The organism is Streptomyces sp. NPDC048484 (genome assembly GCF_040651415.1).
GTDB lineage: Bacteria > Actinomycetota > Actinomycetes > Streptomycetales > Streptomycetaceae > Streptomyces.
In genome coordinates, this window is sequence record NZ_JBEZJY010000002.1 from 145,614 (window position 1) to 170,299 (window position 24,686).

The following is a 24,686-nucleotide window of genomic DNA, read 5'->3' on the forward strand; positions in this document are numbered from 1 at the left end:
CGCACCCGACGACGTAAGGAAAAGAACCCCATGGGCGAGCAGTACGACGTGACGTTTTCGCAAGAGGTCATCGACGAGTACGCGGCGCTCGGCGTGGACCTGGTCGCCCTGTTCTCCGGCGGAACCCTCGGCACGCGCATGGGCGTCCGGATCACCGAGGCCTCCGCGGACCGCGTCGTGGGCACCATGCCGGTCGAGGGCAACACCCAGCCGCTCGGCCTCCTGCACGGCGGCGCCTCCGCCGTCCTCGCCGAGACCCTCGGCTCGGTCGGCGCCATGATGCACGGCGGCGCCTCCAAGATCGCCGTCGGCGTCGACCTCAACTGCACCCACCACCGGGGCGCCCGCTCCGGCCTGGTCACCGGGGTGGCCACACCCCTGCACCGGGGCCGCTCGACAGCCACGTACGAGATCGTGATCAGCGACGAGGACGGCAAGCGGGTGTGCAGCGCGCGGCTGACGTGCCTGCTGCGCGACGTGAACCCGAGCGACGCGAAGCGAGTCGGCGCGGCCGGCTGAACCCCCCGGACAGACGCGCCGCACCGCTCCGGACAGACAGTGTCCGCACCGGCGTTGATCCCGGGCACCCGGCGGCCTAACTTCAAGGGATGCGAACGGGTGGAGCCCCCTGGCGGGGGCCGGTATGCGGGCTGGCACTCCTGACCGGCGCTCTGGCCACCGGCATCACCGGGGTCACCGGGTGCGGTGAGTCCGGCGAAGCGAACGGCGGAGCGACCCGGGGAGCGAACGGGGACACCGGGGCGGAGGACCTGTGCGCTCGGATCGTCGCGCACTGGTCGCGAAAAGTCCTGGACAACGACACCTACGGGGACTATCAATCCATGGGCCTGTCCAACGGGCAGTACGACATCCTGAGGGACGTCGTGGACGCCGCCCGCACCGAGAAGAAGCGCGAGGGCGAACAGGCGGCGGTCCGGCTGATCGACCGCACCGCACGCGAGCGCTGCGAGAAGCGCTACCGCGACGGCGGCCCGAGCGCAGGGCCGTGGAGTTGAGCGGCGTCGGGCCGGTCGAGCCGGGTGAGGGCACGCGCGCGTGGGACGCCGTCGAACCGTCCACACCGTCGGACGCCGTCGAACCGTCCACGCCGTCGAGTCGCAAACAACCGCACGAACGCCTGGCGGCTCTCTACACCCGGCACCGCCGCGCCCTGCTCGCTTCCGCGGCGGCCGCCACCCTCCTCGCGGGCGGCGGCTACCTGTTCGCGACCCGGCCGCACGCACCGCCACCCACCCCCGCGCCGTACCCGTCCCAGGTGCTCGACATGCACTACCTGGGCACAGAGGGCTCCCCCGCGAACGCGCCGAGCGGCAACTTCACCTTCGCCGTACGAATCACCGCACTGTCCGGTCCCACGATCACCGTCGTCGACATCTCCCAGCCCTACGCCGGCATCTCCCTTACCTCAACTCCGCAGGCACCGTTCCGAACAAGGACGGGTTTCGGCCACAAGATCATTGTCACCATGAATGTCACAGAATGCGCGAATACGCCGAAGAATGCCGGACTCCCTTTCCTGGACGTAACTCTGCGTAATACGCGCGCAATAGAAGACCACAGTTACATCCTGGGTGAGCGCTATGCCCACGACTTCGCAGATGCCCTTCAAGTCGCCTGCGGCAACGACCCCACGTCACTAGCAAAACCCCGGAACACTCCTGGAATCGCCGTCGCACCATCTGCGGGTTCTCACTATGTGGACCGGACGAATCGGCTGTAATTCCACCTATCCACCCACCGAGTACCGCTCTGCATTACGTCGTGTCATAACAAGAGCGTCACAGCCTGGGTCAGACTCTCCTCCACGTTCCCCTTACCCGCTTAGAGTCACGGCCAGTCACCGCGCCACCGGATTCGAAGAAATTTCGACCCAGCGCTCGACTCGGCCCGTTCCACGAGGAACGGCCGTGCCAGGGAAAGGACTGCTGATCGTGCGTCAACGTTCGCTCATCGCCATCACCGCCGCACTGGCGGCGGGAGCACTCACACTCACCGCCTGTGGCTCACGCGACGACGACAGCGGCTCGGACTCCGGCGACGGCACCACTGTCGTCATCGGCGTCGACGCCCCGCTGACCGGCGACCTCTCCGCGCTGGGCCTCGGCATCAAGAACTCCGTGGACCTCGCCGCCAAGACGGCCAACAAGGAAAAGACCGTCGACGGCGTCACCTTCAAGGTCGAAGCCCTCGACGACCAGGCACAGCCCTCCGCGGGCCAGCAGAACGCCACCAAGTTCGTCGCCGACAAGGACGTCCTCGGCGCCGTCGGCCCGCTGAACTCCTCCGTCGCCGAATCCATGCAGAAGGTCTTCGACGACGCCAAGCTCGTCCAGGTCTCCCCCGCCAACACGGGCCCGACCCTGACCCAGGGCACGGAGTGGCAGACCGGCAAGAAGGTCCGCACGTACAAGTCGTACTTCCGCACCGCGACCACGGACGCCATCCAGGGCCCGTTCGCCGCGCAGTACGTCTACAACGACGCCAAGAAGAAGAAGGTCTTCGTCATCGACGACAAGAAGACCTACGGTGCCGGCCTGGCCGGCACCTTCACCACCGAGTTCAAGAAGCTCGGCGGCAAGGTGGTCGGAACCCAGCACATCGACCCCGACTCCAAGGACTTCTCCGCCGTCGCCACCCAGGTGAAGAGCTCCGGCGCCGACGTCGTCTACTACGGCGGCGAATACCCGCAGGCCGGCCCGCTGAGCAAGCAGATCAAGGCCGCCGGCTCCAAGATCCCGCTGGTCGGCGGCGATGGCATCAAGGACGACGCCTTCATCAAGCTGGCCGGCGCCAACAGCACCGGCGACCTGTCCACCTCAGTCGGCGCGCCGGTCGAAGAACTGCCCTCCGCCAAGGAGTTCGTCGCCAACTACAAGGCAGCGGGCTACAAGGACGCGTTCGCCGCATACGGCGGCTACTCCTACGACTCCGCCTGGGCGATCATCGAAGCCGTGAAGAAGGTCGTCGAGGACAACGACGGCAAGCTCCCGGACGACGCCCGCGCCAAGATCACCGAGACCATGCAGAACGTCTCCTTCGACGGCGTGACCGGCAAGGTCGCCTTCGACAAGTACGGTGACGCCGTCAACAAGCAGCTCACCGTCTACTCGATCGAGGGCGGTGCCTGGAAGCCCGTGAAGTCCGGCACCTTCACCGGCTGACCCACACCCGCACCACCTGAGCCGCGCGGGGCGCCGCACCACAGGCGCCCCGCGCGGACTCACATCCGGTCACATCCCTCGACTATCCGAACGTCTCGGAGGACATGCGGTGAACGAACTGCCGCAGCAGCTGGTCAACGGCCTGCTACTGGGATCCATGTACGGGCTGGTCGCCATCGGCTACACGATGGTCTATGGCATCGTCCAGCTCATCAACTTCGCCCACGGCGAGATCTTCATGATCGGAGGCTTCGGTGCACTCACGGTCTACCTGTACGTACTGCCCGACGACACCACCATGTGGATCGCACTGCCCCTGATGCTCCTCGGAGCCGTCATCACAGCGACCACCGTCGCCGTGGGAGCGGAACGGTTCGCCTACCGCCCGCTGCGCACCGCGCCACGCCTCGCCCCCCTCATCACCGCCATCGGCCTCTCCCTCGCCCTCCAGCAGGCCGTCTGGGCGTGGTACCCCGACGCGAAGCAGTCCATCAACTTCCCCGAGATCGAAGGCGGCCCCTTCAAGATCGGTGACGTCACGATCCAGACCGGCGACGTCTTCCTCCTCGTCGCCGCGCCCATCAGCATGGCGATCCTCGCCTACTTCGTGACGAAGACCCGCACCGGCCGCGGCATGCAGGCCACCGCGCAGGACCCGGACACGGCCAAGCTCATGGGCATCGACACCGACCGCATCATCGTGGTCGCGTTCGCCCTCGGCGCCGCGTTCGCCGCCGTCGGAGGACTCGCCTACGGCCTCAAATACGGCGAGATCAACTTCCGCATGGGCTTCATCCTCGGCCTCAAAGCCTTCACCGCCGCCGTCCTCGGCGGCATCGGCAACATCTACGGAGCCATGATCGGCGGCCTCGTCCTCGGCCTCGCCGAAACCATGGCCACCGCCTACATCGCCGACGTCCCCGGCATGGAACAACTCGGCGGCCAGTCCTGGGCCAACGTCTGGGCCTTCGTACTCCTCATCCTCGTGCTCCTCTTCAGGCCACAAGGCCTGCTCGGCGAGCGCGTCGCGGACAGGGCGTGACACCAATGACCACACAGACCAACGCCCCCCAGACGCCCGCCAAGGAGCCCACCGGTTCCACCGCCGGACTCATCGGCATCCCACCCCACATCGGACGCGCCCTCGCCACCGGCGGCGGCGTCCTCACCATCATCTCCACCTTCCTCGCCTGGACCTGGACGGACGCCTTCCCCGGCGACCTCACCGTCTACGGCTACCCCGGCGGCCTGCAGGTCCTCGTCCTCATCGGCGGCGCCCTCACCACGCTCTTCGGCCTCGCCTCCTACGGCGTCAAGGGCCTGCGCTGGCTGACACCCGCGGGCGCCGACAGCGCCATCAAACTCGCCGCACTCGCCGCGTTCGCCACCGCCTGGTACACGATCCTCGCGATCAGCACCAAACTCGGCGGCCTCGCCAACCTCGAACCCGGCGGCTGGGTCGCGGCCATCGCCACCCTCATCGCCCTCCTCGGCGCGCTCTCCCTTCCGTTCCAACGACCGGCACCCGAGCCCTTCGACCCGGACGACACCAGCTGGGAGCAGTCCCGCCACAAGGCGCGACACACCCTCACCGTCATCAAGGCCGCCTTCGCCACCAGCACCACCACCCCCGCCCCGGCCCGCAAACTCCCCGCGTTCGCCGAGATCCTCGTCATCGTCGCCTCGCTGACCCTCGGCCTGATCGTCTTCACCTACGGCATCGGCACCGAGTACGACCAGCAGTTCATCGGCTTCCTCATCACCGCGGGCCTCGGCTTCGCAGCCGCCGCCAAAGCCGGACTCGTCAACAGGCTCTCCGCACTCACCGGCAAACACGCCACCGTCACCATGCTCGGCGCGTTCATCGCCGCCGCCGCATTCCCCTTCACCCAGTCCGACGACCAGTACGCGACCATCGGCGTCTACATCCTGATCTTCGCCACCGTCGCCCTCGGCCTCAACATCGTCGTCGGCCTCGCCGGACTCCTCGACCTCGGATACGTCGCCTTCCTCGGCGTCGGCGCCTACACCGCAGCCATGGTCTCCGGCTCCCCCTCCTCCCCCTTCGACATCCAGCTGCCGTTCTGGGCCTCAGCCCTCCTCGGCGCAGCCGTCGCCATGGTCTTCGGCGTCCTCATCGGCGCCCCCACCCTGCGACTGCGCGGCGACTACCTCGCCATCGTCACCCTCGGCTTCGGAGAGATCTTCCGCATCGGCGTCCTCAACATGGACGGCACCAGCGGCCCCGACATCACCAACGGCTCCAACGGCATCTCCTCGATCCCGAACCTCAACATCCTCGGCTTCGACTTCGGCCAAGAACACACCATCGCCGGATTCACCATCGCGCGGTTCGCCAACTACTTCCTGATGATGCTCGTCATCACCCTGGTCGTCGTCATCGTGTTCCGCCGCAGCGGCGACTCCCGCATCGGCCGCGCCTGGGTCGCCATCCGCGAGGACGAGACAGCCGCACTCGCCATGGGCATCAACGGCTTCCGCGTCAAACTCATCGCCTTCGCCCTCGGCGCCGCCCTCGCCGGACTCGCCGGATCCGTCCAGGCACACGTCACCTACACCGTGACCCCCGAGCAGTACCAGTTCGCCCACGTCGTCCCACCCAACTCGGCCTTCCTGCTCGCAGCGGTCGTCCTCGGCGGCATGGGCACCATCAGCGGCCCCCTCGTCGGCGCCGCACTGCTCTACCTGATCCCCGCCAAGCTCCAGTTCCTCGGCGACTACCAACTCCTCGCCTTCGGCCTCGCGCTCGTCCTGCTGATGCGCTTCCGCCCGGAAGGCCTCATCCCGAACCGGCGCCGCCAGCTCGAATTCCACCAGGAAGCAGAAGCGCCCACAGTCCTCAGCAAGGCAGGGGCCTGACCACGATGACAACCGACACCACCACCAAGGACACCGCCCCGGGCGCCAACACCCCCGGCGAAGCCGTCCTCGACGCACGCGGCGTCACCATGCGCTTCGGCGGCCTCACCGCCGTGAAAAACGTCGACCTCACCGTCAACAGCGGAGAAATCGTCGGACTCATCGGCCCCAACGGCGCCGGCAAGACGACCTTCTTCAACTGCCTCACCGGCCTCTACCTCCCCACCGAGGGCGAAGTCCGCTACAAAGGCAAAATCCTCCCCTCCCAGTCCTTCAAGGTCACGGCCGCAGGCGTCGCCCGCACCTTCCAGAACATCCGCCTCTTCGGCAACATGACCGTCCTGGAAAACGTGCTCGTCGGCCGCCACACCCGCACCAAAGAAGGACTCTGGTCCGCACTCGTACGCGGCCCCGGCTTCAAAAAGGCCGAAAAAGCCTCCGAAGAACGCGCCATGGAACTCCTCGAGTTCATCGGCCTCGAAGCCAAACGCGACCACCTCGCCAGAAACCTCCCCTACGGCGAACAGCGCAAGCTCGAAATCGCCCGAGCCCTCGCCAGCGAACCCGGCCTCCTCCTCCTCGACGAGCCCACCGCCGGCATGAACCCACAGGAAACCCGCGCCACCGAAGAACTCGTCTTCGCCATCCGCGACATGGGCATCGCCGTACTCGTCATCGAGCACGACATGCGATTCATCTTCAACCTCTGCGACCGCGTCGCCGTACTCGTCCAAGGCGAAAAACTCGTCGAAGGCGACAGCGCCACCGTCCAGGGCGACGAACGAGTCGTAGCCGCCTACCTCGGCGAACCCTTCGAAGGCGCACCCGGCCAGGAGGAGGTCGCGGAAGTCGAAGCCGCCGAAGCACACGCCGACGCCGCCACCGACGCCGCGCCCCGCAAGGAGACCGACCGATGACCGCACTACTCGAAGTCGAGGACCTCCGGGTCGCCTACGGCAAGATCGAAGCCGTCAAGGGCATCTCCTTCAAGGTCGACGCCGGCCAGGTCGTCACCCTCATCGGCACCAACGGCGCCGGCAAGACCACCACCCTGCGCACCCTCTCCGGCCTCCTCAAACCAGTCGGCGGCCAGATCAAGTTCCAGGGCAAGTCACTGAAGAAGATCCCCGCCCACCAGATCGTCTCCCTCGGACTCGCACACTCCCCCGAGGGCCGGCACATCTTCCCCCGCATGACCATCGAGGACAACCTCCGCCTCGGCGCCTTCCTCCGCGACGACAAAGCAGGCATCGAAAAAGACATCAAGCGGGCCTACGACCTCTTCGCCATCCTCGGAGAACGCCGCAAACAAGCCGCCGGCACCCTCTCCGGCGGCGAACAGCAAATGCTCGCCATGGGCCGCGCCCTCATGTCCCAGCCCAAACTGCTCATGCTCGACGAACCCTCCATGGGCCTCTCACCGATCATGATGCAGAAGATCATGGCCACCATCGTGGAACTCAAGTCCCAGGGCACCACGATCCTCCTCGTCGAGCAGAACGCCCAGGCGGCACTCTCCCTCGCCGACCACGGACACGTCATGGAAGTCGGCAACATCGTGCTCTCCGGCACCGGCCGAGACCTCCTGACCGACGAATCCGTACGCAAGGCATACCTCGGCGAGGACTGACCCCCTCCAGGGCACAGCCCCGCACCCCGCATACGGCTGAGGCCCGCACCCCCTACTCCGGGTGCGGGCCTCAGCCGTGCAAGAACAGCGCCGACGCCGGTCAGCCCTTGGACGCCTTCTTCTCATCGGCGTCCAGAATGACCGCCTCCGCGACCTGCTGCATCGACATACGACGATCCATCGACGTCTTCTGAATCCAACGGAACGCCGCCGGCTCGCTCAGCCCGTACTCCGTCTGCAGAACAGACTTCGCACGGTCCACCAGCTTCCGCGTCTCCAACCGCTGAGTGAGATCCTCGATCTCCTTCTCCAGCGCCTTCAACTCCGTGAACCGCGAAACCGCCATCTCGATCGCCGGAACCACATCACTCTTACTGAACGGCTTCACCAGATACGCCATCGCACCCGCGTCCCTCGCCCGCTCGACGAGGTCACGCTGCGAGAACGCGGTCAGCATCAGCACCGGCGCGATGGACTCCTCCGCGATCTTCTCCGCGGCGGAGATCCCATCCATCTTCGGCATCTTCACATCAAGGATGACCAGGTCAGGACGGTGCTCCCGAGCAAGCTCGACGGCTTCCTCACCGTCACCGGCCTCACCCACGACCGAGTACCCCTCTTCTTCGAGCATCTCCTTGAGGTCGAGACGGATCAGCGCCTCGTCCTCGGCGATGACGACACGGGTCGTCAGCGGAGGCACGTGCGACTTGTCGTCGTCAGGCGCGTCTACGGGCTGGGGCGACTCGGGGGTGGTCACGGGGCTCCTCGTTCCAGGGCAGGCAAGTACTGCTCCCAAGAGCGTACCTAGCTGCGGTATGGTGGGACTTCAGCGGGTCGAAGGGTTCCTTCGATTCGCAGGAGCTCCGGTAGTCCAATCGGTAGAGACGATACCCTCAAAAGGTATTCAGTGTGGGTTCGAGTCCCACCCGGGGCACTTTTCCTTCGATTCGAAGGTGCACAAAAGAAAGCGGATGTCCACGTTCTCGTGAACATCCGCTTTTTGCTGCACACGGTCGCGATCAGTAACACAGAGTGGCCGTATGTACGACATGAGCACACGCCAGCGAGCCATCGCCCTGGTCGGCCAAGGACGCAGCCTGAACTCCGTCAGCAAGGAAACGGGTATCTCACGGGCAGCGATCAGCTCCTGGCTAGAACGGATCGCTCCGCTCAACCGCGCCGGACTCCCGTGCCCCCGGTGCGAGGACCCACCCGGGCCGCCGCGCGATCAAGCGGCGTACGCCTATCTCTTGGGCCTCTATCTGGGTGACGGATGTATCAGCGCGGCCCGTAGAGGCGTCTATTTCCTACGCATCGCATGTGCCGACGCGTGGCCCGGGCTCATCGACGCCTGCGCCGACGCCGTGCAGACCGCACGCCCTGACAACAAGGTGTGCCGCGTCCAGCGCCCGGGATGCCAGTACGTCACCTGCTTCAGCAAGCACTGGCCGTGCTTCTTTCCTCAACATGGCTCCGGCAAAAAACACGAGCGCTCTATCGCCCTGGACCCATGGCAGCAGAGAATCGTGGACATCCACCCGTGGGAACTCATCCGCGGCCTCATCCACTCCGACGGCTGCCGCATCACCAACTGGACCACCCGGGTGGTCGCAGGCGAGAAGAAGCGCTACGACTACCCCCGGTATTTCTTCACGAATCTGTCCACGGACATCACCGGGCTCTACACCGACGCCCTCGACAAGGTCGGCGTCGGCTGGAAACAGGCCAACTCACGCAACATCTCAGTCGCCCGCAAAGCCTCCGTCGCCCTCATGGACATCCACGTAGGGCCCAAATACTGACCCCCAGCCCCCTACTTCGGGCTGTCGTCCTCGCCGATGTGGTGCACTCGGACCAGGTTCGTCGAGCCGGAGACTCCGGGTGGGGAGCCGGCCGTGATGACGACGGTGTCGCCCTTCTGGCAGCGGCCGTACTTCAGGAGGAGTTCGTCGACCTGGTCGACCATCGCGTCCGTGGAGTCGACGTGCGGGCCCAGGAACGTCTCGACGCCCCAGGTCAGGTTCAGCTGGGAGCGGGTCGCCGGGTCAGGGGTGAAGGCGAGGAGCGGGATGGGCGACCTGTAGCGCGACAGGCGGCGGACCGTGTCGCCGCTCTGGGTGAAGGCGACCAGGAACTTCGCGCCGAGGAAGTCGCCCATGTCGGCGGCGGCCCGGGCGACCGCGCCGGCCTGGGTGCGGGGCTTGTTCCGTTCGGTGAGGGGCGGGAGGCCTTTCGCGAGGATGTCCTCTTCCGCCGCCTCGACGATGCGAGCCATCGTGCGGACCGTTTCGACGGGGTATTTGCCGACGCTGGTTTCGCCGGAGAGCATCACGGCGTCCGTGCCGTCGATGATCGCGTTGGCGACGTCGGAGGCCTCAGCGCGCGTCGGGCGGGAGTTTTCAATCATGGAGTCGAGCATCTGGGTGGCGACGATGACCGGCTTGGCGTTGCGTTTGGCCAGTTTGATCGTGCGTTTTTGGACGATCGGGACCTGTTCGAGGGGCATTTCGACGCCGAGGTCGCCGCGGGCGACCATGATGCCGTCGAAGGCGGCGACGATGTCGTCGATGTTGTCGACGGCTTGGGGTTTCTCGACCTTGGCGATCACCGGGAGGCGGCGGCCTTCTTCTTTCATGATGCGGTGGACGTCGTCGATGTCGTGTCCGCTGCGGACGAAGGAGAGGGCGATGATGTCGCATCCGGTGCGCAGGGCCCAGCGGAGGTCGTTCTCGTCCTTGTCGGAGAGGGCGGGGACGGAGACGGCGACGCCGGGGAGGTTGAGGCCTTTGTTGTCGGAGACCATGCCGCCTTCGATGACGGTGGTGTGGACGCGGGGTCCGTCGACGGAGGTGACTTCGAGGCAGACTTTGCCGTCGTCGACGAGGATGCGTTCGCCGGTGGTGACGTCGGTGGCGAGGCCGCTGTAGGTGGTTCCGCAGGTGTGGCGGTCGCCTTGGGCGTCTTCTTCGACGGTGATGGTGAAGGTGTCTCCGCGTTCGAGGAGTACGGGGCCTTCGGTGAAGCGGCCGAGTCGGATCTTCGGGCCTTGGAGGTCGGCGAGGATTCCGACGCTGCGGCCGGTCTCGTCGGAGGCCTTGCGTACGCGCTGGTAGCGCTCCTCGTGGTCGGCGTAGCTGCCGTGGCTGAGGTTGAAGCGGGCTACGTCCATTCCGGCTTCGACCAGTGCTTTGATCTGGCCGTACGAGTCGGTGGCGGGGCCCAAGGTGCAGACGATCTTTGCTCGGCGCATGGTGTGAGCCTAGGCCTTACCAGTGGGTAGGGGTTTGGTCCTGCGTGGCTGCTCAACGACCTTTGTGTGACGGGCTATTGACAAGGGTTGCATTGTGCGCGGGGGTGCTCCGATGAGCATTTCGGGGTGCGGGTTGGCGGTTGTCAGAGCGCTGGTGGTGACATGGTGAAGCGGGCGTTGACCTGTGCGTGGACGTGTTGGCGTTCTGGTTCGAGGTCGAGGGCCGGGGGCTGGTCGAGGGCGGCGGCGTCGAAGCTCGTGGTGCGCATGGAGCGGGACTGGGCTTCCATGCTGTAGGGCTGGGCGTTTTCGGCTCCGATGTCGGCGAGTTCGACGAGGGCGGCGAGGGTGGTGCCGAGGGCTTCGGCGTATTCGCGGGCTCGTTGGACTGCTTCGTGTACTGCTTGTTGCCTGGCTCGGCGGTGGGCGGGTGAGTCGGGGCGCAGGGCCCACCAGGGGCCGTCGACGCGGGTGAGGTCGAGGTCGGCGAGGCGGGTGGTGAGTTCGCCGAGGGCGGTGAAGTCGGTGAGTTCGGCGGTGATGTGGACGGTGCCGTGGTAGGCGCGGATGCGTTCGCCGCGGCCGTGTTTGGTGAGTTCGGGGGTGATGGAGAAGGAGCCGGTTTCGAGTTTTTCGATGGCGTCGCCGTAGGTGTTCATGAGGTCGAGGGCGGTGGTGTTGCGGCGGGTGAGGTGGTTGAGGGCGTCTTTGCGGTCGGTGCCGCGGGCGCTGACGGTGATGCCGATGCGGGCTATTTCGGGGTCGACTTCGAGGTGGGCTTCGCCGCGGACGGCGATGCGGGGGGCTTCGGGTGTGCCGTAGGGGGTGGGGGTCGGGGGGTGTTCGGGTGGTGAGGCCATACGTCCCACTCTGTCACTGGCGGCCCGTTTGGGGTTCTTGCCGGTCATCAGATCGAAACCTGTGGGGGGTGTTGTTGTGTGGTGCGGTCGGGTCAGAATCTACGCGCGTTGTTGACCGTTTCTCCGAGGAGTGGCCCGTCATGTCGTTGAATCGTCGGAAGTTTTTGAAGAAGTCCGCTGTGGCCGGGGCGGGGGTTGCGCTGGCGGGTGCGGCGGTGGCGCCGGGTGCGGAGGCAGCGGTGGCGGGTGCGGAGGCGGCGGGTCGGGGGAAGCCGAAGCCGAGGCGGTATTCGCTGACGGTGATGGGCACGACGGATCTGCATGGACATGTTTTCAACTGGGATTATTTCAAGGACGCGGAGTACAAGGACGCGGCGGGTAATGCGCAGGGTCTGTCGCGTATCTCGACGCTGGTGAACGCGGTGCGCAAGGAGAAGGGCCGTGGTAACACGCTGTTGCTGGACGCGGGTGACACGATCCAGGGCACGCCGCTGACGTACTACTACGCGAAGGTCGATCCGATCACCGCCAAGGGTGGGCCGGTTCATCCCATGGCGCAGGCGATGAACGCGATCGGGTACGACGCGGTGGCGCTGGGCAATCATGAGTTCAATTACGGCATCGAGACGCTGCGGAAGTTCGAGGAGCAGTGTCGTTTTCCGCTTCTGGGTGCGAACGTGCTGGATGCGAAGTCGTTGAAGCCGGCTTTTCCGCCGTATTTCATCAAGAAGTTCCGTGTGAAGGGTGCTCCGCCGGTCAAGGTGGCGGTTCTCGGTCTGACGAACCCGGGTATCGCGATCTGGGACAAGGCGTATGTGCAGGGCAAGCTGGTTTTCCCGGGTCTTGAGGAGCAGGCGGCGAAGTGGGTGCCGAAGCTGCGGTCGATGGGCGCGGACGTGGTGGTCGTGTCGGCGCACTCCGGTTCGTCGGGCACGTCGTCGTACGGTGACCAGTTGCCGTATGTGGAGAATTCGGCGGCCCTGGTGGCGCAGCAGGTGCCGGGGATCGACGCGATTCTGGTCGGGCACGCGCATGTGGAGATTCCTGAGCTGAAGGTCACCAACGAGAAGTCGGGGAAGACGGTCGTCCTGTCGGAGCCGCTGGCGTATGCGGAGCGTTTGTCGCTGTTCGACTTTGAGCTGGTCTTCGAGCGGGGTCGGTGGACGGTCGAGTCGGTGGCGGCGTCGGTCCGTAACTCGAACTCGGTGGCGGACGACCCGAGGATCACGAAGCTGCTGAAGGACGAGCACGACGTGGTCGTGGCGTATGTGAACCAGGTGGTGGGGACGGCGACGGAGACGTTGACGACGGTGGAGGCGCGGTACAAGGACGCGCCGATCATCGACCTGATCACGAAGGTTCAGGAGGACGTGGTCAAGGCTGCGCTGGCGGGTACGGAGTATGCGTCGCTGCCGGTGTTGTCGCAGGCGTCGCCGTTCTCGCGTACGTCGGAGATCCCGGCCGGGAATGTGACGATCCGGGATCTGTCGAGTCTGTACGTGTACGACAACACGCTGGTCGCGAAGTTGCTGACGGGCGCTCAGGTGCGGGCGTACCTGGAGTTCTCGGCGGAGTACTACGTGCGGACGGCGGTCGGTGCGCCGGTCGACGTGGAGAAGCTGACGAATGCGGGCAACCGGCCGGACTACAACTACGACTATGTGTCGGGCCTGACGTACGACATCGACATCGCGCAGGCGGCGGGGTCGCGGATCAAGAATCTCTCCTACAACGGTGCGGTGCTGGACGACGCGCAGCAGTTCGTGTTCGCGGTGAACAACTATCGGGCGAACGGTGGTGGTGCGTTCCCGCATGTGGCGTCGGCGAAGGAGTTGTGGGCGGAGTCGACGGAGATTCGTACGCGGATCGCGGAGTGGGTGACGGCGAAGGGTTCGCTGGATCCGGCGGAGTTCGCTTCGGTGGACTGGAAGCTGACGCGTGAGGGCACGCCTGTCTTCTCCTGATGTCTTCTTCTCGGATGTCCGTCTTCTCGTGATGTCCGTCTTCTCGTGATGTGGTTCGGGAAGAGTTCTCATGGTGGGTTTCTCCTGGTGGCCGGCTGTCTTTCAGTCGGCCACCAGTGGTGTGAGGGTCTTCGGCTGCCTGGCGGGTGGGATCTGGGGGTGCTGGGTGAGTCCGAAGGTGGTGAAGGCTGTTCGGGTCGGCAGTGGGTAGGGGTTTTTGTCTGTCAGGGAGTTGAGGATGCTGGCGCTGCGCCAGGCGGTGAGGCCGAGGTCGGGGGCGCCGATGCCGTGGGTGTGGCGTTCGGCGTTCTGGACGTAGACGTCGCCGGTGACGGAGGGGTCGAGGACGAGGCGGTGCCGGTCGTCGATTCTGGGGCGTTCGGAGGCGTCGCGGCGCATGTAGGGGTCGAGGCCGGCGAGGATTCGGTCGAGGGGGCGTTCGCGGTAGCCGGTGGCGAGGATGACGGCGTCGGTGGTGATGCGGGATCGGTCGGCTTGTTGGTCGTGTTCCAGGTGGAGTTCGATTCTGGTGGTGGCGATGCGGCCGGCGGTGCGGACGTGGACGCCGGGGGTGAGGACGGTGTCGGGCCAGCCGCCGTCGAGGGTGCGGCGGTAGAGCTCGTCGTGGATGGCGGCGATGGTGTCGGCGTCGATGCCTTTGTGGAGTTGCCATTGGGCGGGGACGAGTCGGTCGCGTACGGGTTCGGGCAGGGCGTGGAAGTAGCGCGTGTAGTCGGGTGTGAAGTGTTCGAGCCCGAGTTTTGAGTACTCCATGGGGGCGAAGGCTTCGGTGCGGGCGAGCCAGTGGATTTTTTCGTGGCCTGTGGGGCGGTTTCTGAGGAGGTCGAGGAAGACTTCGGCGCCGGACTGTCCTGATCCGATGACGGTGATGTGGCCGGCGGTGAGGAAGCGTTCGCGGTGGTGGAGGTAGTCGGCGGCGTGGATGACGGGTACGCCGGGTGCTTCGACGAGGGGTCGCAGTGGTTCGGGGATGTGGGGGGCGGTGCCGATGCCGAGGGCGATGTTCTTGGTGTAGGTGCGTCCGAGGGCTTCTGCTTCGCCGTCGGTGTCGAGTTGGGTGAAGTCGACTTCGAACAGGTCGCGTTCGGGGTTCCAGCGGACGGCGTCGACCTGGTGGCCGAAGTGGAGTCCGGGGAGGCTGTCGCTGACCCAGCGGCAGTAGGCGGCGTATTCGGCGCGGTGGATGTGGAAGCGTTCGGCGAAGTAGAAGGGGAAGAGGCGTTCGCGGGTTTTGAGGTAGTTGAGGAAGGTCCAGGGGCTGGCGGGGTCGGCGAGGGTCACCAGGTCGGCGAGGAAGGGGACTTGGAGGGTGGCGCCTTCGAGGAGGAGGCCGGGGTGCCAGTCGAAGGTGGGGCGCTGTTCGTAGAAGACGGTGTCGAGTTCGGCCAGGGGGTGGGCGAGGGCGGCGAGGGAGAGGTTGCTGGGGCCGATGCCGATGCCGACGACGTCGCGGGGGGCTTCGGGTTCGTGGCGGGTGGGGGGTGTGGTGGGCGTGGGGGGTGGCGTCGGCCTCATCGGGCGGTGTGTCCTTCCACGAGTTCCAGGAGCGCGGCGAGGTCGCCGGGTCCGGTGTGCGGGTTGAGCAGGGTGGCTTTGAGCCAGAGGCGGTTGTCCAGTCGGGCGCGGCCCAGGACGGCTCGGCCTTCGGTGAGGAGGGTGCGGCGTACGGCGGCGACCGTGGCGTCGGTGGCGTCGGTTGGCCGGAACAGGACGGTGCTGATGGTGGGCCGGTCGTAGAGCTCGAAGTGCGGGTGTCGGTGGATGAGTTCGGCGAGTTCGTCCGCGTGGGCGCAGACCTGGTCGACGAGTGCGGCGAGTCCTCGTCGGCCGAGGGTTTTGAGGGTGACGGCGATTTTGAGGATGTCGGGGCGTCGGCTGGTGCGCAGGGAGCGTCCGAGGAGGTCGGGCAGGCCGGCTTCGGTGTCGTCTTCGGCGTTGAGGTAGTGGGTGTGGTGGTTCAGTGCGGTGAGGTCGTGGGGGTTTCGTACGGCGAGGAGGCCTGCGGCGACGGGTTGCCAGCCGAGTTTGTGGAGGTCGAGGGTGACGGTGTGGGCGCGGGTGAGGCCGTCGAGTTTGGGGCGGTGGTGGTCGCTGAGGAGGAGGCCTCCGCCGTAGGCGGCGTCGATGTGGAGGCGGGCGCCGTGGGTTTCGCAGAGGGTGGCGATCTCGGGGAGTGGGTCGATGAGTCCGGCGTCGGTGGTGCCTGCGGTGGCTGCGACGAGGAGGGTGCCGGGTGGGCCGGAGAGGGCGGTCAGGGCCTGGTCCAGTGCGGCGGGGTCCATGGTGCCGGCGGGGGCGGGCACGGTGACTGGTTCGGGGAGGCCGAGAAGCCAGGTGGCGCGGTGGAGGGAGTGGTGGGCGTTGGCGGCCTGGATGAGTTGTACGTGGCCGTGGGTTTCGCGGGCCAGTAGGAGGGCGAGTTGGTTGGATTCGGTGCCGCCTGTGGTGACGAGGGCGTCGGGGGCACCGGCGGTGTCGGGGGTCGTGGTGGTGTCGGGGGTCGTGGTGGTTCGGCTGGTGGGGGGATAGACCTCGTTGGCGAGGGCTTTGGTGACGAGGGCTTCCAGTACTGATGCGGCGGGGGCTTGGTCCCAGGAGTCGAGGGAGGGGTTGAGGGCGGAAGCGGCGAGGTCCGCGGCGGTGGCGACGGCGAGGGGCGGGCAGTGGAGGTGGGCTGTGCAGAGGGGGTCGGCGGGGTCTGCGGCGCCGGCCGCGAGGGCGTGGACGAGGGTGTGCAGTGCGTGTTCGTCGCCCTGGTCCGGGAGGGGGTTGCCGAGGGCTGCGCGCAGGCGTGCGGCTACCTCGGTGGGGCCGCCGGCGGGGAGGGGGCCGCGTCGGGTGGCGGCGCCCGCGTGCAGTGCGTCGAGCACCGTGTTGAGCAACGGCCGCAGGGCGTCCGGGCCTTGGGGGCCTGATGCGAGCGTGCTCATGATCGTCCTCCGGGGCGTGCGACGGGGCTTTCAGTTTTGTCGCGTTTGGGCCGACGTGCCCGAGGGTTCAACGATCGGCACCCGAAAGGGGGTACGGGGTTTTCGGCCGCAGGGCGGGGCCTTCGCCGGAGGGTCGGGGGTCTTCGGGCGGAGGGCGGCGTGCGGGTCGTTGGGCGCTGGGCGCGCAGGTCTCCGCGCCCCTGTTTGGATGAGCGTTGCCCTGGGCGTCACGCTCGCACTGCGGAGCCGGACGTTGAACAGCCCCGCGCCCCTAAGGGGAACGCGGGGCTCGGGCTCTGGGGCGGGGTTATGACTCCCCTGGGGCGGGGTGGGGCGGGGCTATGACTCTCGTACGCGCAGTGCCCTGGCCAGGTCGTCCAGTTGGTCGGTCAGTTTGCGGCGGAGGGCCGGGGTGGGGTCGGCCTCGTTGAGGCACTGTTCGCCGAGGGCGAGGGTTTCGGGGGTGATGGCGTACGCGGGGAACGCCCAGTGGCCGGCGGCGTCGGCGATGGCGGGGCCGCGGCGGGCGGCGAGGGTGACGGCGTCCTCGAAGTAGCGGGGGACGAACTCCCGTACCAGGTCGGCCTGTTCCGGCTGCCAGAAGCCGCGGGCGGTGGCGGTGAAGAGGTAGTTGGACAGGTCGTCGGTGGTGAACATCGACTCCCAGGCGGCGCGTTTGGCGACCGGGTCGGGCAGGGCGGCGCGGCAGCGGGCGGCGCCTTCCTGGCCGGTGGCGCTGGGGTCCTGGATGAGTTCGGCGTCGATGACGGCGTCGTCGACGGCGCCGAGGACGGAGAGGCGGCCGAGGATGCGCCAGCGCAGTTCGGGGTCGAGTTCGGGTCCGCCGGGGACGGTGCCTTCGGAGATCCAGGCGCTGATGGTGTCGGGCTGGGCGGCGACGTCGATGAGGTGGCGGACGGCGACGAGGCGCAGCCCGGGGTTGTCGCCGTCCTCGGTGCGGCGGATCAGGTCGCGGCACAGGGAGGTGAGGGTCGCGAGGGCGGTGGGCCGGTCGTGGGCGGGGAGGTACCGGTTGGCGACCTGGGCGGCGGCGAAGGTCAGGACGCCCTGGACGACGGCGAGGTCGGTCTCCTCGGGGAGGTGGGCGCGGGCGGTCTCCAGGTAGGTGGCGGGGTCGAGGTCGCCGTCGCGGACCATGTCGCGCAGGGTGTTCCACAGGACGGCGCGGGTGAGGGCGTCGGGGATGCCGGAGATGCCGTGCAGGGCGGTTTTCTCGGATGCGTCGTCGAGGCGGATCTTGGTGTAGGTGAGGTCGAGGTCGTTGGGGACGACGAGGGCGGGGCGGGGGCCGGGGCGGGGAGCGGTGGGCCGGCTCTGCGGGATGTCCGTCTCGTAGCGCTCGCGCAGGACGAGTGTGCGGTCGCCGGCGAGGTCACGGTCGTAGACGCCGATGTTGACGCGGTGGGGGCGGCTGCCTTCGCGGTCGACGGTGAGGGTCCACTCCCCCGGCTGGGTGGTGACGGTCGCGGTGAGGGTGTCGACGCCGGTGGTGCGCAGCCAGGAGTCGGCCCAGGCGTGGACGTCGCGTTCGGTGGCCGCGGCGAGGGATTCGATGAAGTCGGCGAGGGTGGCGTTGGCGAACTTGTGGCGGGCGAAGTGGGTGTTGATGCCGGTGAGGAAGTCCTTCTCGCCGAGCCAGGCGACGAGTTGGCGCAGTGCGGAGGCGCCCTTGGCGTAGGAGATGCCGTCGAAGTTGAGGAGTGCGGAGGCGGTGTCTGGGACTGCTTCGGGGTCGGGGGCGACGGGGTGGGTGGAGGGTCGCTGGTCGGCGTCGTAGCCCCAGGCCTTGCGGACGATGCCGAAGTCGGTCCAGGTGTCGGTGAAGCGGGTGGCTTCGGTGAGGGTCTGGTAGCCCATGTACTCGGCGAAGGACTCGTTCAGCCAGATGTCGTCCCACCAGCGCAGGGTGACGAGGTCGCCGAACCACATGTGGGCCATCTCGTGGGCGATGACCATGGCGCGGGTCTGGCGTTCGGTGTCGGTGACGGCGGAGCGGTAGACGAACTCGTCGCGGAAGGTGACGAGTCCGGGGTTCTCCATGGCGCCGGCGTTGAATTCGGGTACGAACGCCTGGTCGTAGGAGTCGAAGGGGTACGGCTCCTCGAACTTCTCGTGGTAGCGGTCGAAGCAGGCGCGGGTGATGTCGAGGAGTTCGTCGGCGTCGGTGTCGAGGTGGGGGGCCAGGGAGCGGCGGCAGTGGAGGCCGAAGGGCAGGCCACGGTGTTCGGTGTGTACGGAGTGCCAGGGGCCGGCGGCGACGGCGACGAGGTAGGTGGAGACGGGTGGGGTGGGTGCCGCCTGCCAGACGCCGTCGCCGGTGGGGGTGGTGACGCTGTTGGTGAGGACGGTCCAGTTGTCGGGGGCCGTGACGGAGAGTTCGAAGACCGCCTTGAGGTCGGGCTGGTCGAAGGCCGCGTAGACGCGTTGGGCGTCGTTCATGCACAGCTGGGTGTAGAGGTAGGTCTCGCCGTCGGTGGGGTCGGTGAAGCGGTGCATGCCTTCGCCGGTGCGGGAGTAGCGCATGACGGTGTCGACGCGCAGTTCGTGGGGGCCCGGGGTGAGGCCGGTGAGGGGCAGCCGGTTCTCGTGGAGGGTGTCCAGGTCGAGGTGGTGTCCGTCGAGGGTGGCGGAGCGCAGTTCGGCGGGCTTGAGCTCGACGAAGGTGTCTCCGTCGCCGTCGAGGTCCCCGCGTACCGTGAAGGTGATGGTGGTGAGGGAGTCGAAGGTGTCGTCGCCGCGCGTCAGGTCGAGTTCGATCCGGTAGCGGTGGACGTCGAGGAGTGCGGCACGGGTCTGCGCTTCGTCGCGCGTCAGTACGGACATGGGTGCCATGCTGCCTGATGGGCGGGGCGTGGCACAGGGGCGGCCTGGTCTGCCGGCTTCGTGCCCTGTGGGCGGTCCCGTGCGCCTGGTTCTTCGCGGTTGTGTGTCTGTGCCGTCTGGTTCTTCGCGGTTGTGCGCCTGCGCCTGTGCCTGCGTCTATGCGGTGCGGCCCTGTTCCTGTTTGCGGGGGGCGGGCCGTTGGGTGGTGATCGGAGGGGTGTAGCGATCGGGGGGTTCCTGGCCCTTGACCAGGGCCCGTAGTTCGCGGACTTCTCGTTCCAGGGACTCGTATCGCTGGTGGGAGTCGTACAGGTAGCGGACTTTGGTGCGCAGTATCCAGGGGTCGATGGGTTTCGTGACGAGGTCGGAGGCGCCGAGCTGGAAGGCCGCGGAGGTGAGTTCGGTGTCCGTGCCGAACCCGGTGACGAGGATGATCGGGATGAGGTGGGTCTGTTCCACGCCCCGCATGTAGCGGACGACGTCGAGGCCGCCGACGCCGGGCATGCGTACGTCGAGCAGGAGCAGACCGATCTGGCCGCGCAGGACTTCCTTCAGCGCTTCGTCGCCGCTGGTCGCCCGCGACAGCTGGTAGCCGAGCGGGGCCAGGGCGCTTTCCAGGGCGTACACGGTGTCCTCATGGTCGTCGACTATGAGGATCTTGGCATCCGGCGACATGGTGCGAGTCCCCTCGCTTGGACCAACAGCTTATGTCCGAACCGACTGACAGGGGGTGCTCAGCGCAGGATGCCTCATTTCGGCCTGCGCGCCGAGGGGGTGGGGCTGATGTAAGGCTGGGGGCCGGGGCGCGCCGGGGGGCCGGGGGTGGTCATTCCCGGGGGTTGGTGTCCTCCGCGATGCGCTCGTGATGGCGGATGACCTCGGCGATGATGAATGTCAGCAGCTTTTCCGCGAACGCCGGGTCGAGGTTGGCGTTCTCGGCCAGTCGGCGGAGCCTGGCGATCTGCTGGGCCTCGCGGGACGGGTCGGCGGGCGGCAGTTGGTGGGCGGCTTTGAGGTGGCCGACCTGCTGGGTGCATTTGAAGCGCTCGGCGAGCATGTGGACGACGGCGGCGTCGATGTTGTCGATGCTCTCGCGCAGTCGGGCGAGTTCGGTGCGGACTGCCGGGGCGACGTCGCCCGTGTTGCTGGTGGTCATGGAGGCCAACCCTACGGGGCGTGCCTGAGAGTCTGTGTCACCTCCCCGGCCGGGCGCGCGACGCCTGGCACGCGCGCTTCTCAGGTGGTGTGCAACCGCTCGATCGTCGGTGGGTGGTCGGGGTCGGGGACCTGGTTGCTCCAGCCGCCGGGGACGGTACGGCCCTGTTGTTCCCGAAAGCGCACGGGTGCCAGGCCGGCGCGTCGGGTGAACAGGCGGGAGAAGTAGGCCGGGTCGTCGTAGCCGACGCGTCTGGCGACTGCGGCGACGGGGAGTTCGGTGGTGGCGAGGAGTTCCTTGGCGCGGCCGAGGCGGATGCCGAGGAGGTAGTCCTTGGGGCTGCAGCCGGCGCCGCGGCGGACGGCGGTGCGCAGTTCGGCGGGGGTCATGCCGTGCCGGGCGGCGTGGTCAGCGACGGTCAGGGCTTTGCAGGCGTCGCGGGCGAGGGCCTGGAGGAGCTGTTCGCCGTCGGGGGCGGTGTCGGCGCGGGCGCGGCGCAGGGTGACGAGGAGTTCGTGGACGGCGGCGCTGGTCTCGACTTCGAGGAGGGGGTTGCCGCGGCGGGCGGCGCGGACGATGCGGCCCACGGTGGCGCGGGGGGCGGCGGCGTCGGAGAGGGCGACGACGGGCCGGTCCGGTTCGATGTAGCCGAGTTCGGTGTAGGTGTCGGCGGTGGGTCCGGTGAAGTCGACGAAGGCCTCGTCCCAGCCGGTGTCGGGGTCGGGTGCGTAGTGGTGGGGTATTCCGGGGGTGAGCCACAGCAGTGCGGGTGCGGTGACCGTGGTGCGGTGTCCGTCGGGGGTACGGAACCAGCCGCGGCCGGTGCTGACGACGACGGCGACGTGGTGGTCGAGGGTGCGGGGTCCGACGGTGGGCAGTGTGCCGTGCTGGAGGCCGACGCCGAGGCAGACGAGGCCGAGCCTGTGATGGGCGGGTCCGGGGGTGAAGAACCGCATCCAGGTGTGGTACATCCGTTTCCTCCCGTCGGCCGGGGTCGGCTTCCTCCTGTCGGCCGGGGCCGGCAGCTGCGTCCAATCGATGCCGATCTTTGTCCATGGACCGGGTCGCCGCCAGGGGTCAGGGTGGCGGGTATGAGCGAGTTCACGGTGGGGGACACCGATTTTCTGGTGGACGGGCGGCCGGTGCGGCTGTTGTCGGGGGCGTTGCACTACTTCCGGGTGCACGAGGGGCAGTGGGGGCACCGGCTGGCGATGCTGCGGGCGATGGGGCTCAACTGTGTGGAGACGTACGTTCCGTGGAATCTGCACGAGCCCCGGCCGGGCGTGTTCCGGGATGTGGGGGCTGTCGGCCGGTTCCTGGACGCGGTGCGCGCGGCCGGGTTGTGGGCGATCGTGCGGCCGGGTCCGTACATCTGCGCCGAGTGGGAGAACGGCGGGCTGCCGCACTGGCTGACCGGCGGGCTGGGTGCGCGGGTCCGTACCCGGGACGAGGGGTTCCTGGGTCCTGTGGAGCGGTGGTTCGCACACCTGTTGCCGCAGGTCGTGGCCCGGCAGGTGGACCGTGGGGGTCCGGTGGTCATGGTGCAGGTGGAGAACGAGTACGGCAGTTACGGTTCGGATCAGGTGTATCTGCGTCGTCTCACCGAGGTGGTGCGCGCGGGGGGCGTGGGTGTGCCGCTCTTCACCTCGGACGGGCCCGAGGACCATATGCTCACCGCTGGTTCCGTGGAGGGTGTGCTGGCCACGGTGAACTTCGGCTCGCAGGCGCGTGAGGCCTTCGAGGTGCTGCGCCGGCACCGGCCTTCGGGGCCGCTGATGTGTATGGAGTTCTGGTGCGGGTGGTTCGACCACTGGGGTGGCGAGCATGCCGTGCGTGACCCGAAGGACGCGGCGGACGCGCTGCGGGAGATCCTGGAGTGCGGGGCGTCGGTCAACCTCTATATGGCGCACGGTGGCACGAACTTCGCCGGCTGGGCGGGCGCCAACCGGGGCGGTGGGGCGCTGCACGACGGTGTTCTGGAGCCGGACGTGACGTCGTACGACTATGACGCGCCGATCGACGAACTCGGGTGCCCGACCGAGAAGTTCTGGCGGTTCCGGTCCCTTCTGGCGGCCTGCGCGGACGGGCCGCTGCCCGAGTTGCCGCCCACGCCGCCCGCTTTGCGTTCCCCCGCCACCGTGGATCTCACGGGCTGGGCGGCCCTGTCCGCGGTGCTCGACGCGCTCGGCGGGCCCGAGACCGAGACCCCTGTGCCGCCCACGTTCGAGGAACTGGACGTGGACCGTGGGCTCGTGCGCTACAGCGTCGGTGTGCCGGGGCCGCGGCAGCCGTATCCGCTGACCGTGCGCGGGCTGCGGGATCTGGCGGTCGTGTACGTGGACGGGGTGCCGGCCGGAGTGGTCACCGAGCAGGAGCCGGAACTCAAGGAGCCGGTGGCCGGTCCCGCGCGCGTGGAGCTGTGGGTGGAGTCGCTGGGGCGGGTCAACTACGGGCCACGGACCGGGGAGCCGAAGGGTGTCACGGGGGGTGTGCTGCACGAACGGCAGTATCTGCACGGGGTGCGGGCGCGGGCGCTGCGGCTGGACGCGTTCGACGCCGGTGTGGAGGCGGTGCCGTTCGGGGCGCTGCCCGCGGTGGGTGCCCCCGGCCTGTACCGCGGCACGGTCATGGTGCGCGGCGTCGGGGACGCCCGTATCGAACTGCCCGGCTGGACCAGGGGCTTCGTCTGGGTGAACGGCTTCAACCTGGGCCGTTACTGGTCCGTGGGCCCGCAGTCGTCCCTGTACGTGCCCGGTCCGGTACTGCGGGAGGGGGCCAACGACGTGTGGGTGCTGGAATTCGAGTGGTCCGCGGCGCCTCCGGTGCTGGTGGGGGTGAGGGAGAGCGAGAAGGCGGGCGCCCGCGGCACAAACACACCGCGAACACCCGCCCCTGTCCCCCTGTCCCGCCGGACGGCTGAAGAGTCGCCGCCGGACGGCCAGGACCTGTCCTAGAGCGTCGCCGCCGCTCGGGATATCGCGCTCGCGAACGTGGACACCTCGGTGTACACACCGGGCGTCATCGGCCGCGCGCACCCGGCGCCCCAGCTGACGATCCCGACCTGGATCCACTTGGCGCTGTCGTCCTTGCGGAACATGGGCCCGCCGGAGTCGCCCTGGCAGGTGTCGACCCCGCCGCGCGGAAGGCCGGCGCAGATCTCCTGCCCGGCGATCAGGTCGCTGCCGTAGGCCCGCTTGCACTTCGCGTCGGCGACGAACGGCACCTTGGCCTTGAGCAGCTTCGTGGTGCCGGTGCCCGCGTCCTCCGCGGTGTCGCCCCACCCGGCGATGGTGAACGTGCCCCGGTTGTAGCGGGTGTTCGTCGCGATCTTCAGCGTGGGCAGGTCGATGGGCCGGGCGAGCTTGATGAGCGCCCAGTCCTTGCCGGCGCCGTTGTAGCCCGGGGCCTGGATGACCTTGGTGGACTTGACCTTGATCGCGCCGGCGGCACCGAGATCGGCGACCCCGGCGGTCGCGGTGATGCCGGTGGTGTTGCCCGAGCCGTTCACGCAGTGCGCGGCGGTCAGGACCACGTCCTTCTTGTAGAGCGAGCCGCCGCAGCCCATGGACAGGCTGACCATGAACGGGAACTCGCCCTGCCCGGCGGGCGTGCCGCCGACGATCGGGACGGGCGCGGCGTGCGCGGCGACGGGCTGGAGGCTGACGGCCGCGAGGGTGACGGCGCCGATGGCCGCGGCCCGCCCGAAGGCGGATCTCTTGAGGAGGCCGAGCGTTCTGTTGGTCAACAGGTTCCCTTTCGTGAGGGGATGAGCGTGGGAGTCGGGCGCGGGAAAACGCACAGCAGAGCCCACGTCAGCCCGCAGCGGAGCGCACAGAAAAGTGCGCAGAAGAGTGCACAGAAGTATGAAGATCATGTGGAGCAGAAGGCAAGGGTGGATGTCACGCGCCCCTCAGGGAACCCAACCCGGGAGAATCCGCTCGCGTCCCCTTAGGGTGGAATGAGGTTCTG

21 protein-coding genes and 1 tRNA gene are annotated in these 24,686 nt (G+C 67.9%); 12 read left to right on the top strand and 10 right to left on the bottom strand.

Annotation, left to right across the window (positions count from 1 at the left end):
- Positions 1-30: 30 nt before the first annotated feature.
- The 8 genes from AB0D14_RS02460 to AB0D14_RS02495 all read left to right on the top strand — a co-directional run bounded on the left by AB0D14_RS02460 (position 31) and on the right by AB0D14_RS02495 (position 7,692).
- Positions 31-519 (top strand): hotdog fold thioesterase, encoded by a 489-nt coding sequence (locus tag AB0D14_RS02460; protein ID WP_362773513.1) that lies wholly within the window; start codon positions 31-33, stop codon positions 517-519.
- A gap of 89 nt (positions 520-608) precedes the next feature.
- Positions 609-1,016, top strand: a complete 408-nt coding sequence (locus AB0D14_RS02465) for a hypothetical protein (RefSeq protein ID WP_362773516.1) — start codon at positions 609-611, stop codon at positions 1,014-1,016.
- Positions 1,007-1,741: a Tat pathway signal sequence domain protein gene (locus AB0D14_RS02470; RefSeq protein ID WP_362773519.1), complete on the top strand. Its 735-nt coding sequence runs from the start codon at positions 1,007-1,009 to the stop codon at positions 1,739-1,741. The genes AB0D14_RS02465 and AB0D14_RS02470 overlap by 10 nt, the downstream gene beginning before the upstream one ends.
- Positions 1,742-1,952: 211 nt before the next feature.
- Complete coding sequence (locus tag AB0D14_RS02475) at positions 1,953-3,182, top strand: branched-chain amino acid ABC transporter substrate-binding protein (protein ID WP_362773522.1); 1,230 nt, start codon at positions 1,953-1,955, stop codon at positions 3,180-3,182.
- A gap of 109 nt (positions 3,183-3,291) precedes the next feature.
- A complete protein-coding gene (locus AB0D14_RS02480; RefSeq protein WP_362773524.1) occupies positions 3,292-4,224 on the top strand; it encodes a branched-chain amino acid ABC transporter permease in 933 nt (310 codons plus the stop codon).
- Between the two features lie 5 nt (positions 4,225-4,229).
- Positions 4,230-6,062: a branched-chain amino acid ABC transporter permease gene (locus AB0D14_RS02485; RefSeq protein WP_362773527.1), complete on the top strand. Its 1,833-nt coding sequence runs from the start codon at positions 4,230-4,232 to the stop codon at positions 6,060-6,062.
- A gap of 5 nt (positions 6,063-6,067) precedes the next feature.
- The gene (locus AB0D14_RS02490; RefSeq protein WP_362773530.1) at positions 6,068-6,979 is read left to right on the top strand and encodes an ABC transporter ATP-binding protein; all 912 of its coding nucleotides are present in this window, start codon (positions 6,068-6,070) and stop codon (positions 6,977-6,979) included.
- A complete protein-coding gene (locus tag AB0D14_RS02495) occupies positions 6,976-7,692 on the top strand; it encodes an ABC transporter ATP-binding protein (protein ID WP_362773533.1) in 717 nt (238 codons plus the stop codon). The genes AB0D14_RS02490 and AB0D14_RS02495 overlap by 4 nt, the downstream gene beginning before the upstream one ends.
- A gap of 100 nt (positions 7,693-7,792) precedes the next feature.
- Here AB0D14_RS02495 and AB0D14_RS02500 read toward each other — a convergent pair whose 3' ends face one another.
- Positions 7,793-8,449 (bottom strand): response regulator, encoded by a 657-nt coding sequence (locus AB0D14_RS02500; RefSeq protein WP_362773536.1) that lies wholly within the window; start codon positions 8,447-8,449, stop codon positions 7,793-7,795.
- Between the two features lie 103 nt (positions 8,450-8,552).
- Between AB0D14_RS02500 and AB0D14_RS02505 the strand changes: the two genes are divergently transcribed.
- Together AB0D14_RS02505 and AB0D14_RS02510 are read left to right on the top strand one after the other, a co-directional pair.
- Positions 8,553-8,626: transfer RNA gene (locus AB0D14_RS02505), tRNA-Leu, on the top strand.
- A gap of 106 nt (positions 8,627-8,732) precedes the next feature.
- Positions 8,733-9,494 carry a transcriptional regulator gene (locus AB0D14_RS02510; protein ID WP_362773538.1) on the top strand — a complete coding sequence of 254 codons (762 nt, stop codon included), beginning with the start codon at positions 8,733-8,735 and terminating at the stop codon, positions 9,492-9,494.
- Positions 9,495-9,505: 11 nt separating this feature from the next.
- Here the strand turns inward: AB0D14_RS02510 and pyk are convergent, their stop codons facing one another.
- Positions 9,506-10,942: a pyruvate kinase gene (pyk, locus tag AB0D14_RS02515; protein WP_362773541.1), complete on the bottom strand. Its 1,437-nt coding sequence runs from the start codon at positions 10,940-10,942 to the stop codon at positions 9,506-9,508.
- Between the two features lie 143 nt (positions 10,943-11,085).
- A complete protein-coding gene (locus tag AB0D14_RS02520) occupies positions 11,086-11,802 on the bottom strand; it encodes an SIMPL domain-containing protein (protein WP_362773543.1) in 717 nt (238 codons plus the stop codon).
- A gap of 140 nt (positions 11,803-11,942) precedes the next feature.
- Here AB0D14_RS02520 and AB0D14_RS02525 point away from each other — a divergent pair, with 140 nt between their 5' ends.
- Entirely contained in the window at positions 11,943-13,766 is a 1,824-nt protein-coding gene (locus tag AB0D14_RS02525; protein ID WP_362773910.1) for a 5'-nucleotidase C-terminal domain-containing protein, read from the top strand.
- Between the two features lie 102 nt (positions 13,767-13,868).
- On the opposite strand, the gene AB0D14_RS02530 is transcribed toward AB0D14_RS02525, so the two are convergent.
- The 6 genes from AB0D14_RS02530 to AB0D14_RS02555 form a co-directional block, all read right to left on the bottom strand.
- Positions 13,869-15,302 carry a SidA/IucD/PvdA family monooxygenase gene (locus AB0D14_RS02530; RefSeq protein WP_362773545.1) on the bottom strand — a complete coding sequence of 478 codons (1,434 nt, stop codon included), beginning with the start codon at positions 15,300-15,302 and terminating at the stop codon, positions 13,869-13,871.
- Complete coding sequence (locus AB0D14_RS02535; RefSeq protein ID WP_362773548.1) at positions 15,299-16,717, bottom strand: aminotransferase class V-fold PLP-dependent enzyme; 1,419 nt, start codon at positions 16,715-16,717, stop codon at positions 15,299-15,301. Before AB0D14_RS02535 ends, AB0D14_RS02530 begins: the two co-directional genes overlap by 4 nt.
- 339 nt (positions 16,718-17,056) lie before the next feature.
- A complete protein-coding gene (pepN, locus tag AB0D14_RS02540) occupies positions 17,057-19,570 on the bottom strand; it encodes an aminopeptidase N (protein WP_362773551.1) in 2,514 nt (837 codons plus the stop codon).
- A 147-nt stretch (positions 19,571-19,717) separates the two neighbouring features.
- Positions 19,718-20,236 carry a response regulator gene (locus tag AB0D14_RS02545; RefSeq protein WP_362773554.1) on the bottom strand — a complete coding sequence of 173 codons (519 nt, stop codon included), beginning with the start codon at positions 20,234-20,236 and terminating at the stop codon, positions 19,718-19,720.
- A gap of 151 nt (positions 20,237-20,387) precedes the next feature.
- A complete protein-coding gene (locus AB0D14_RS02550) occupies positions 20,388-20,717 on the bottom strand; it encodes a chorismate mutase (RefSeq protein WP_362773557.1) in 330 nt (109 codons plus the stop codon).
- A gap of 80 nt (positions 20,718-20,797) precedes the next feature.
- Positions 20,798-21,688, bottom strand: coding sequence for an AraC family transcriptional regulator (locus AB0D14_RS02555; RefSeq protein WP_362773560.1), 891 nt, complete (start codon positions 21,686-21,688; stop codon positions 20,798-20,800).
- A 120-nt stretch (positions 21,689-21,808) separates the two neighbouring features.
- On the opposite strand from AB0D14_RS02555, the gene AB0D14_RS02560 reads away from it, so the two are divergent.
- A complete protein-coding gene (locus AB0D14_RS02560; protein WP_362773563.1) occupies positions 21,809-23,671 on the top strand; it encodes a beta-galactosidase family protein in 1,863 nt (620 codons plus the stop codon).
- On the opposite strand, the gene AB0D14_RS02565 is transcribed toward AB0D14_RS02560, so the two are convergent.
- Positions 23,668-24,405, bottom strand: a complete 738-nt coding sequence (locus AB0D14_RS02565) for a serine protease (RefSeq protein ID WP_362773913.1) — start codon at positions 24,403-24,405, stop codon at positions 23,668-23,670. The two genes, AB0D14_RS02560 and AB0D14_RS02565, sit on opposite strands and share 4 nt — an antisense overlap.
- Between the last annotated feature and the right edge of the window lie 281 nt (positions 24,406-24,686).

What these genes read in the sequence shown, in the direction of transcription:
- AB0D14_RS02460 (WP_362773513.1), top strand. Translation starts at nt 31, where the DNA reads ATGGGCGAGCAGTACGACGTGACGTTTTCGCAAGAGGTCATCGACGAG.
- AB0D14_RS02465 (WP_362773516.1), top strand. Translation starts at nt 609, where the DNA reads ATGCGAACGGGTGGAGCCCCCTGGCGGGGGCCGGTATGCGGGCTGGCA.
- AB0D14_RS02485 (WP_362773527.1), top strand. Translation starts at nt 4,230, where the DNA reads ATGACCACACAGACCAACGCCCCCCAGACGCCCGCCAAGGAGCCCACC.
- AB0D14_RS02490 (WP_362773530.1), top strand. Translation starts at nt 6,068, where the DNA reads ATGACAACCGACACCACCACCAAGGACACCGCCCCGGGCGCCAACACC.
- AB0D14_RS02495 (WP_362773533.1), top strand. Translation starts at nt 6,976, where the DNA reads ATGACCGCACTACTCGAAGTCGAGGACCTCCGGGTCGCCTACGGCAAG.
- AB0D14_RS02510 (WP_362773538.1), top strand. Translation starts at nt 8,733, where the DNA reads ATGTACGACATGAGCACACGCCAGCGAGCCATCGCCCTGGTCGGCCAA.
- pyk (WP_362773541.1), bottom strand. Translation starts at nt 10,942, where the DNA reads ATGCGCCGAGCAAAGATCGTCTGCACCTTGGGCCCCGCCACCGACTCG.
- AB0D14_RS02520 (WP_362773543.1), bottom strand. Translation starts at nt 11,802, where the DNA reads ATGGCCTCACCACCCGAACACCCCCCGACCCCCACCCCCTACGGCACA.
- AB0D14_RS02525 (WP_362773910.1), top strand. Translation starts at nt 11,943, where the DNA reads ATGTCGTTGAATCGTCGGAAGTTTTTGAAGAAGTCCGCTGTGGCCGGG.
- AB0D14_RS02530 (WP_362773545.1), bottom strand. Translation starts at nt 15,302, where the DNA reads ATGAGGCCGACGCCACCCCCCACGCCCACCACACCCCCCACCCGCCAC.
- AB0D14_RS02535 (WP_362773548.1), bottom strand. Translation starts at nt 16,717, where the DNA reads ATGAGCACGCTCGCATCAGGCCCCCAAGGCCCGGACGCCCTGCGGCCG.
- pepN (WP_362773551.1), bottom strand. Translation starts at nt 19,570, where the DNA reads ATGGCACCCATGTCCGTACTGACGCGCGACGAAGCGCAGACCCGTGCC.
- AB0D14_RS02545 (WP_362773554.1), bottom strand. Translation starts at nt 20,236, where the DNA reads ATGTCGCCGGATGCCAAGATCCTCATAGTCGACGACCATGAGGACACC.
- AB0D14_RS02550 (WP_362773557.1), bottom strand. Translation starts at nt 20,717, where the DNA reads ATGACCACCAGCAACACGGGCGACGTCGCCCCGGCAGTCCGCACCGAA.
- AB0D14_RS02555 (WP_362773560.1), bottom strand. Translation starts at nt 21,688, where the DNA reads ATGTACCACACCTGGATGCGGTTCTTCACCCCCGGACCCGCCCATCAC.
- AB0D14_RS02560 (WP_362773563.1), top strand. Translation starts at nt 21,809, where the DNA reads ATGAGCGAGTTCACGGTGGGGGACACCGATTTTCTGGTGGACGGGCGG.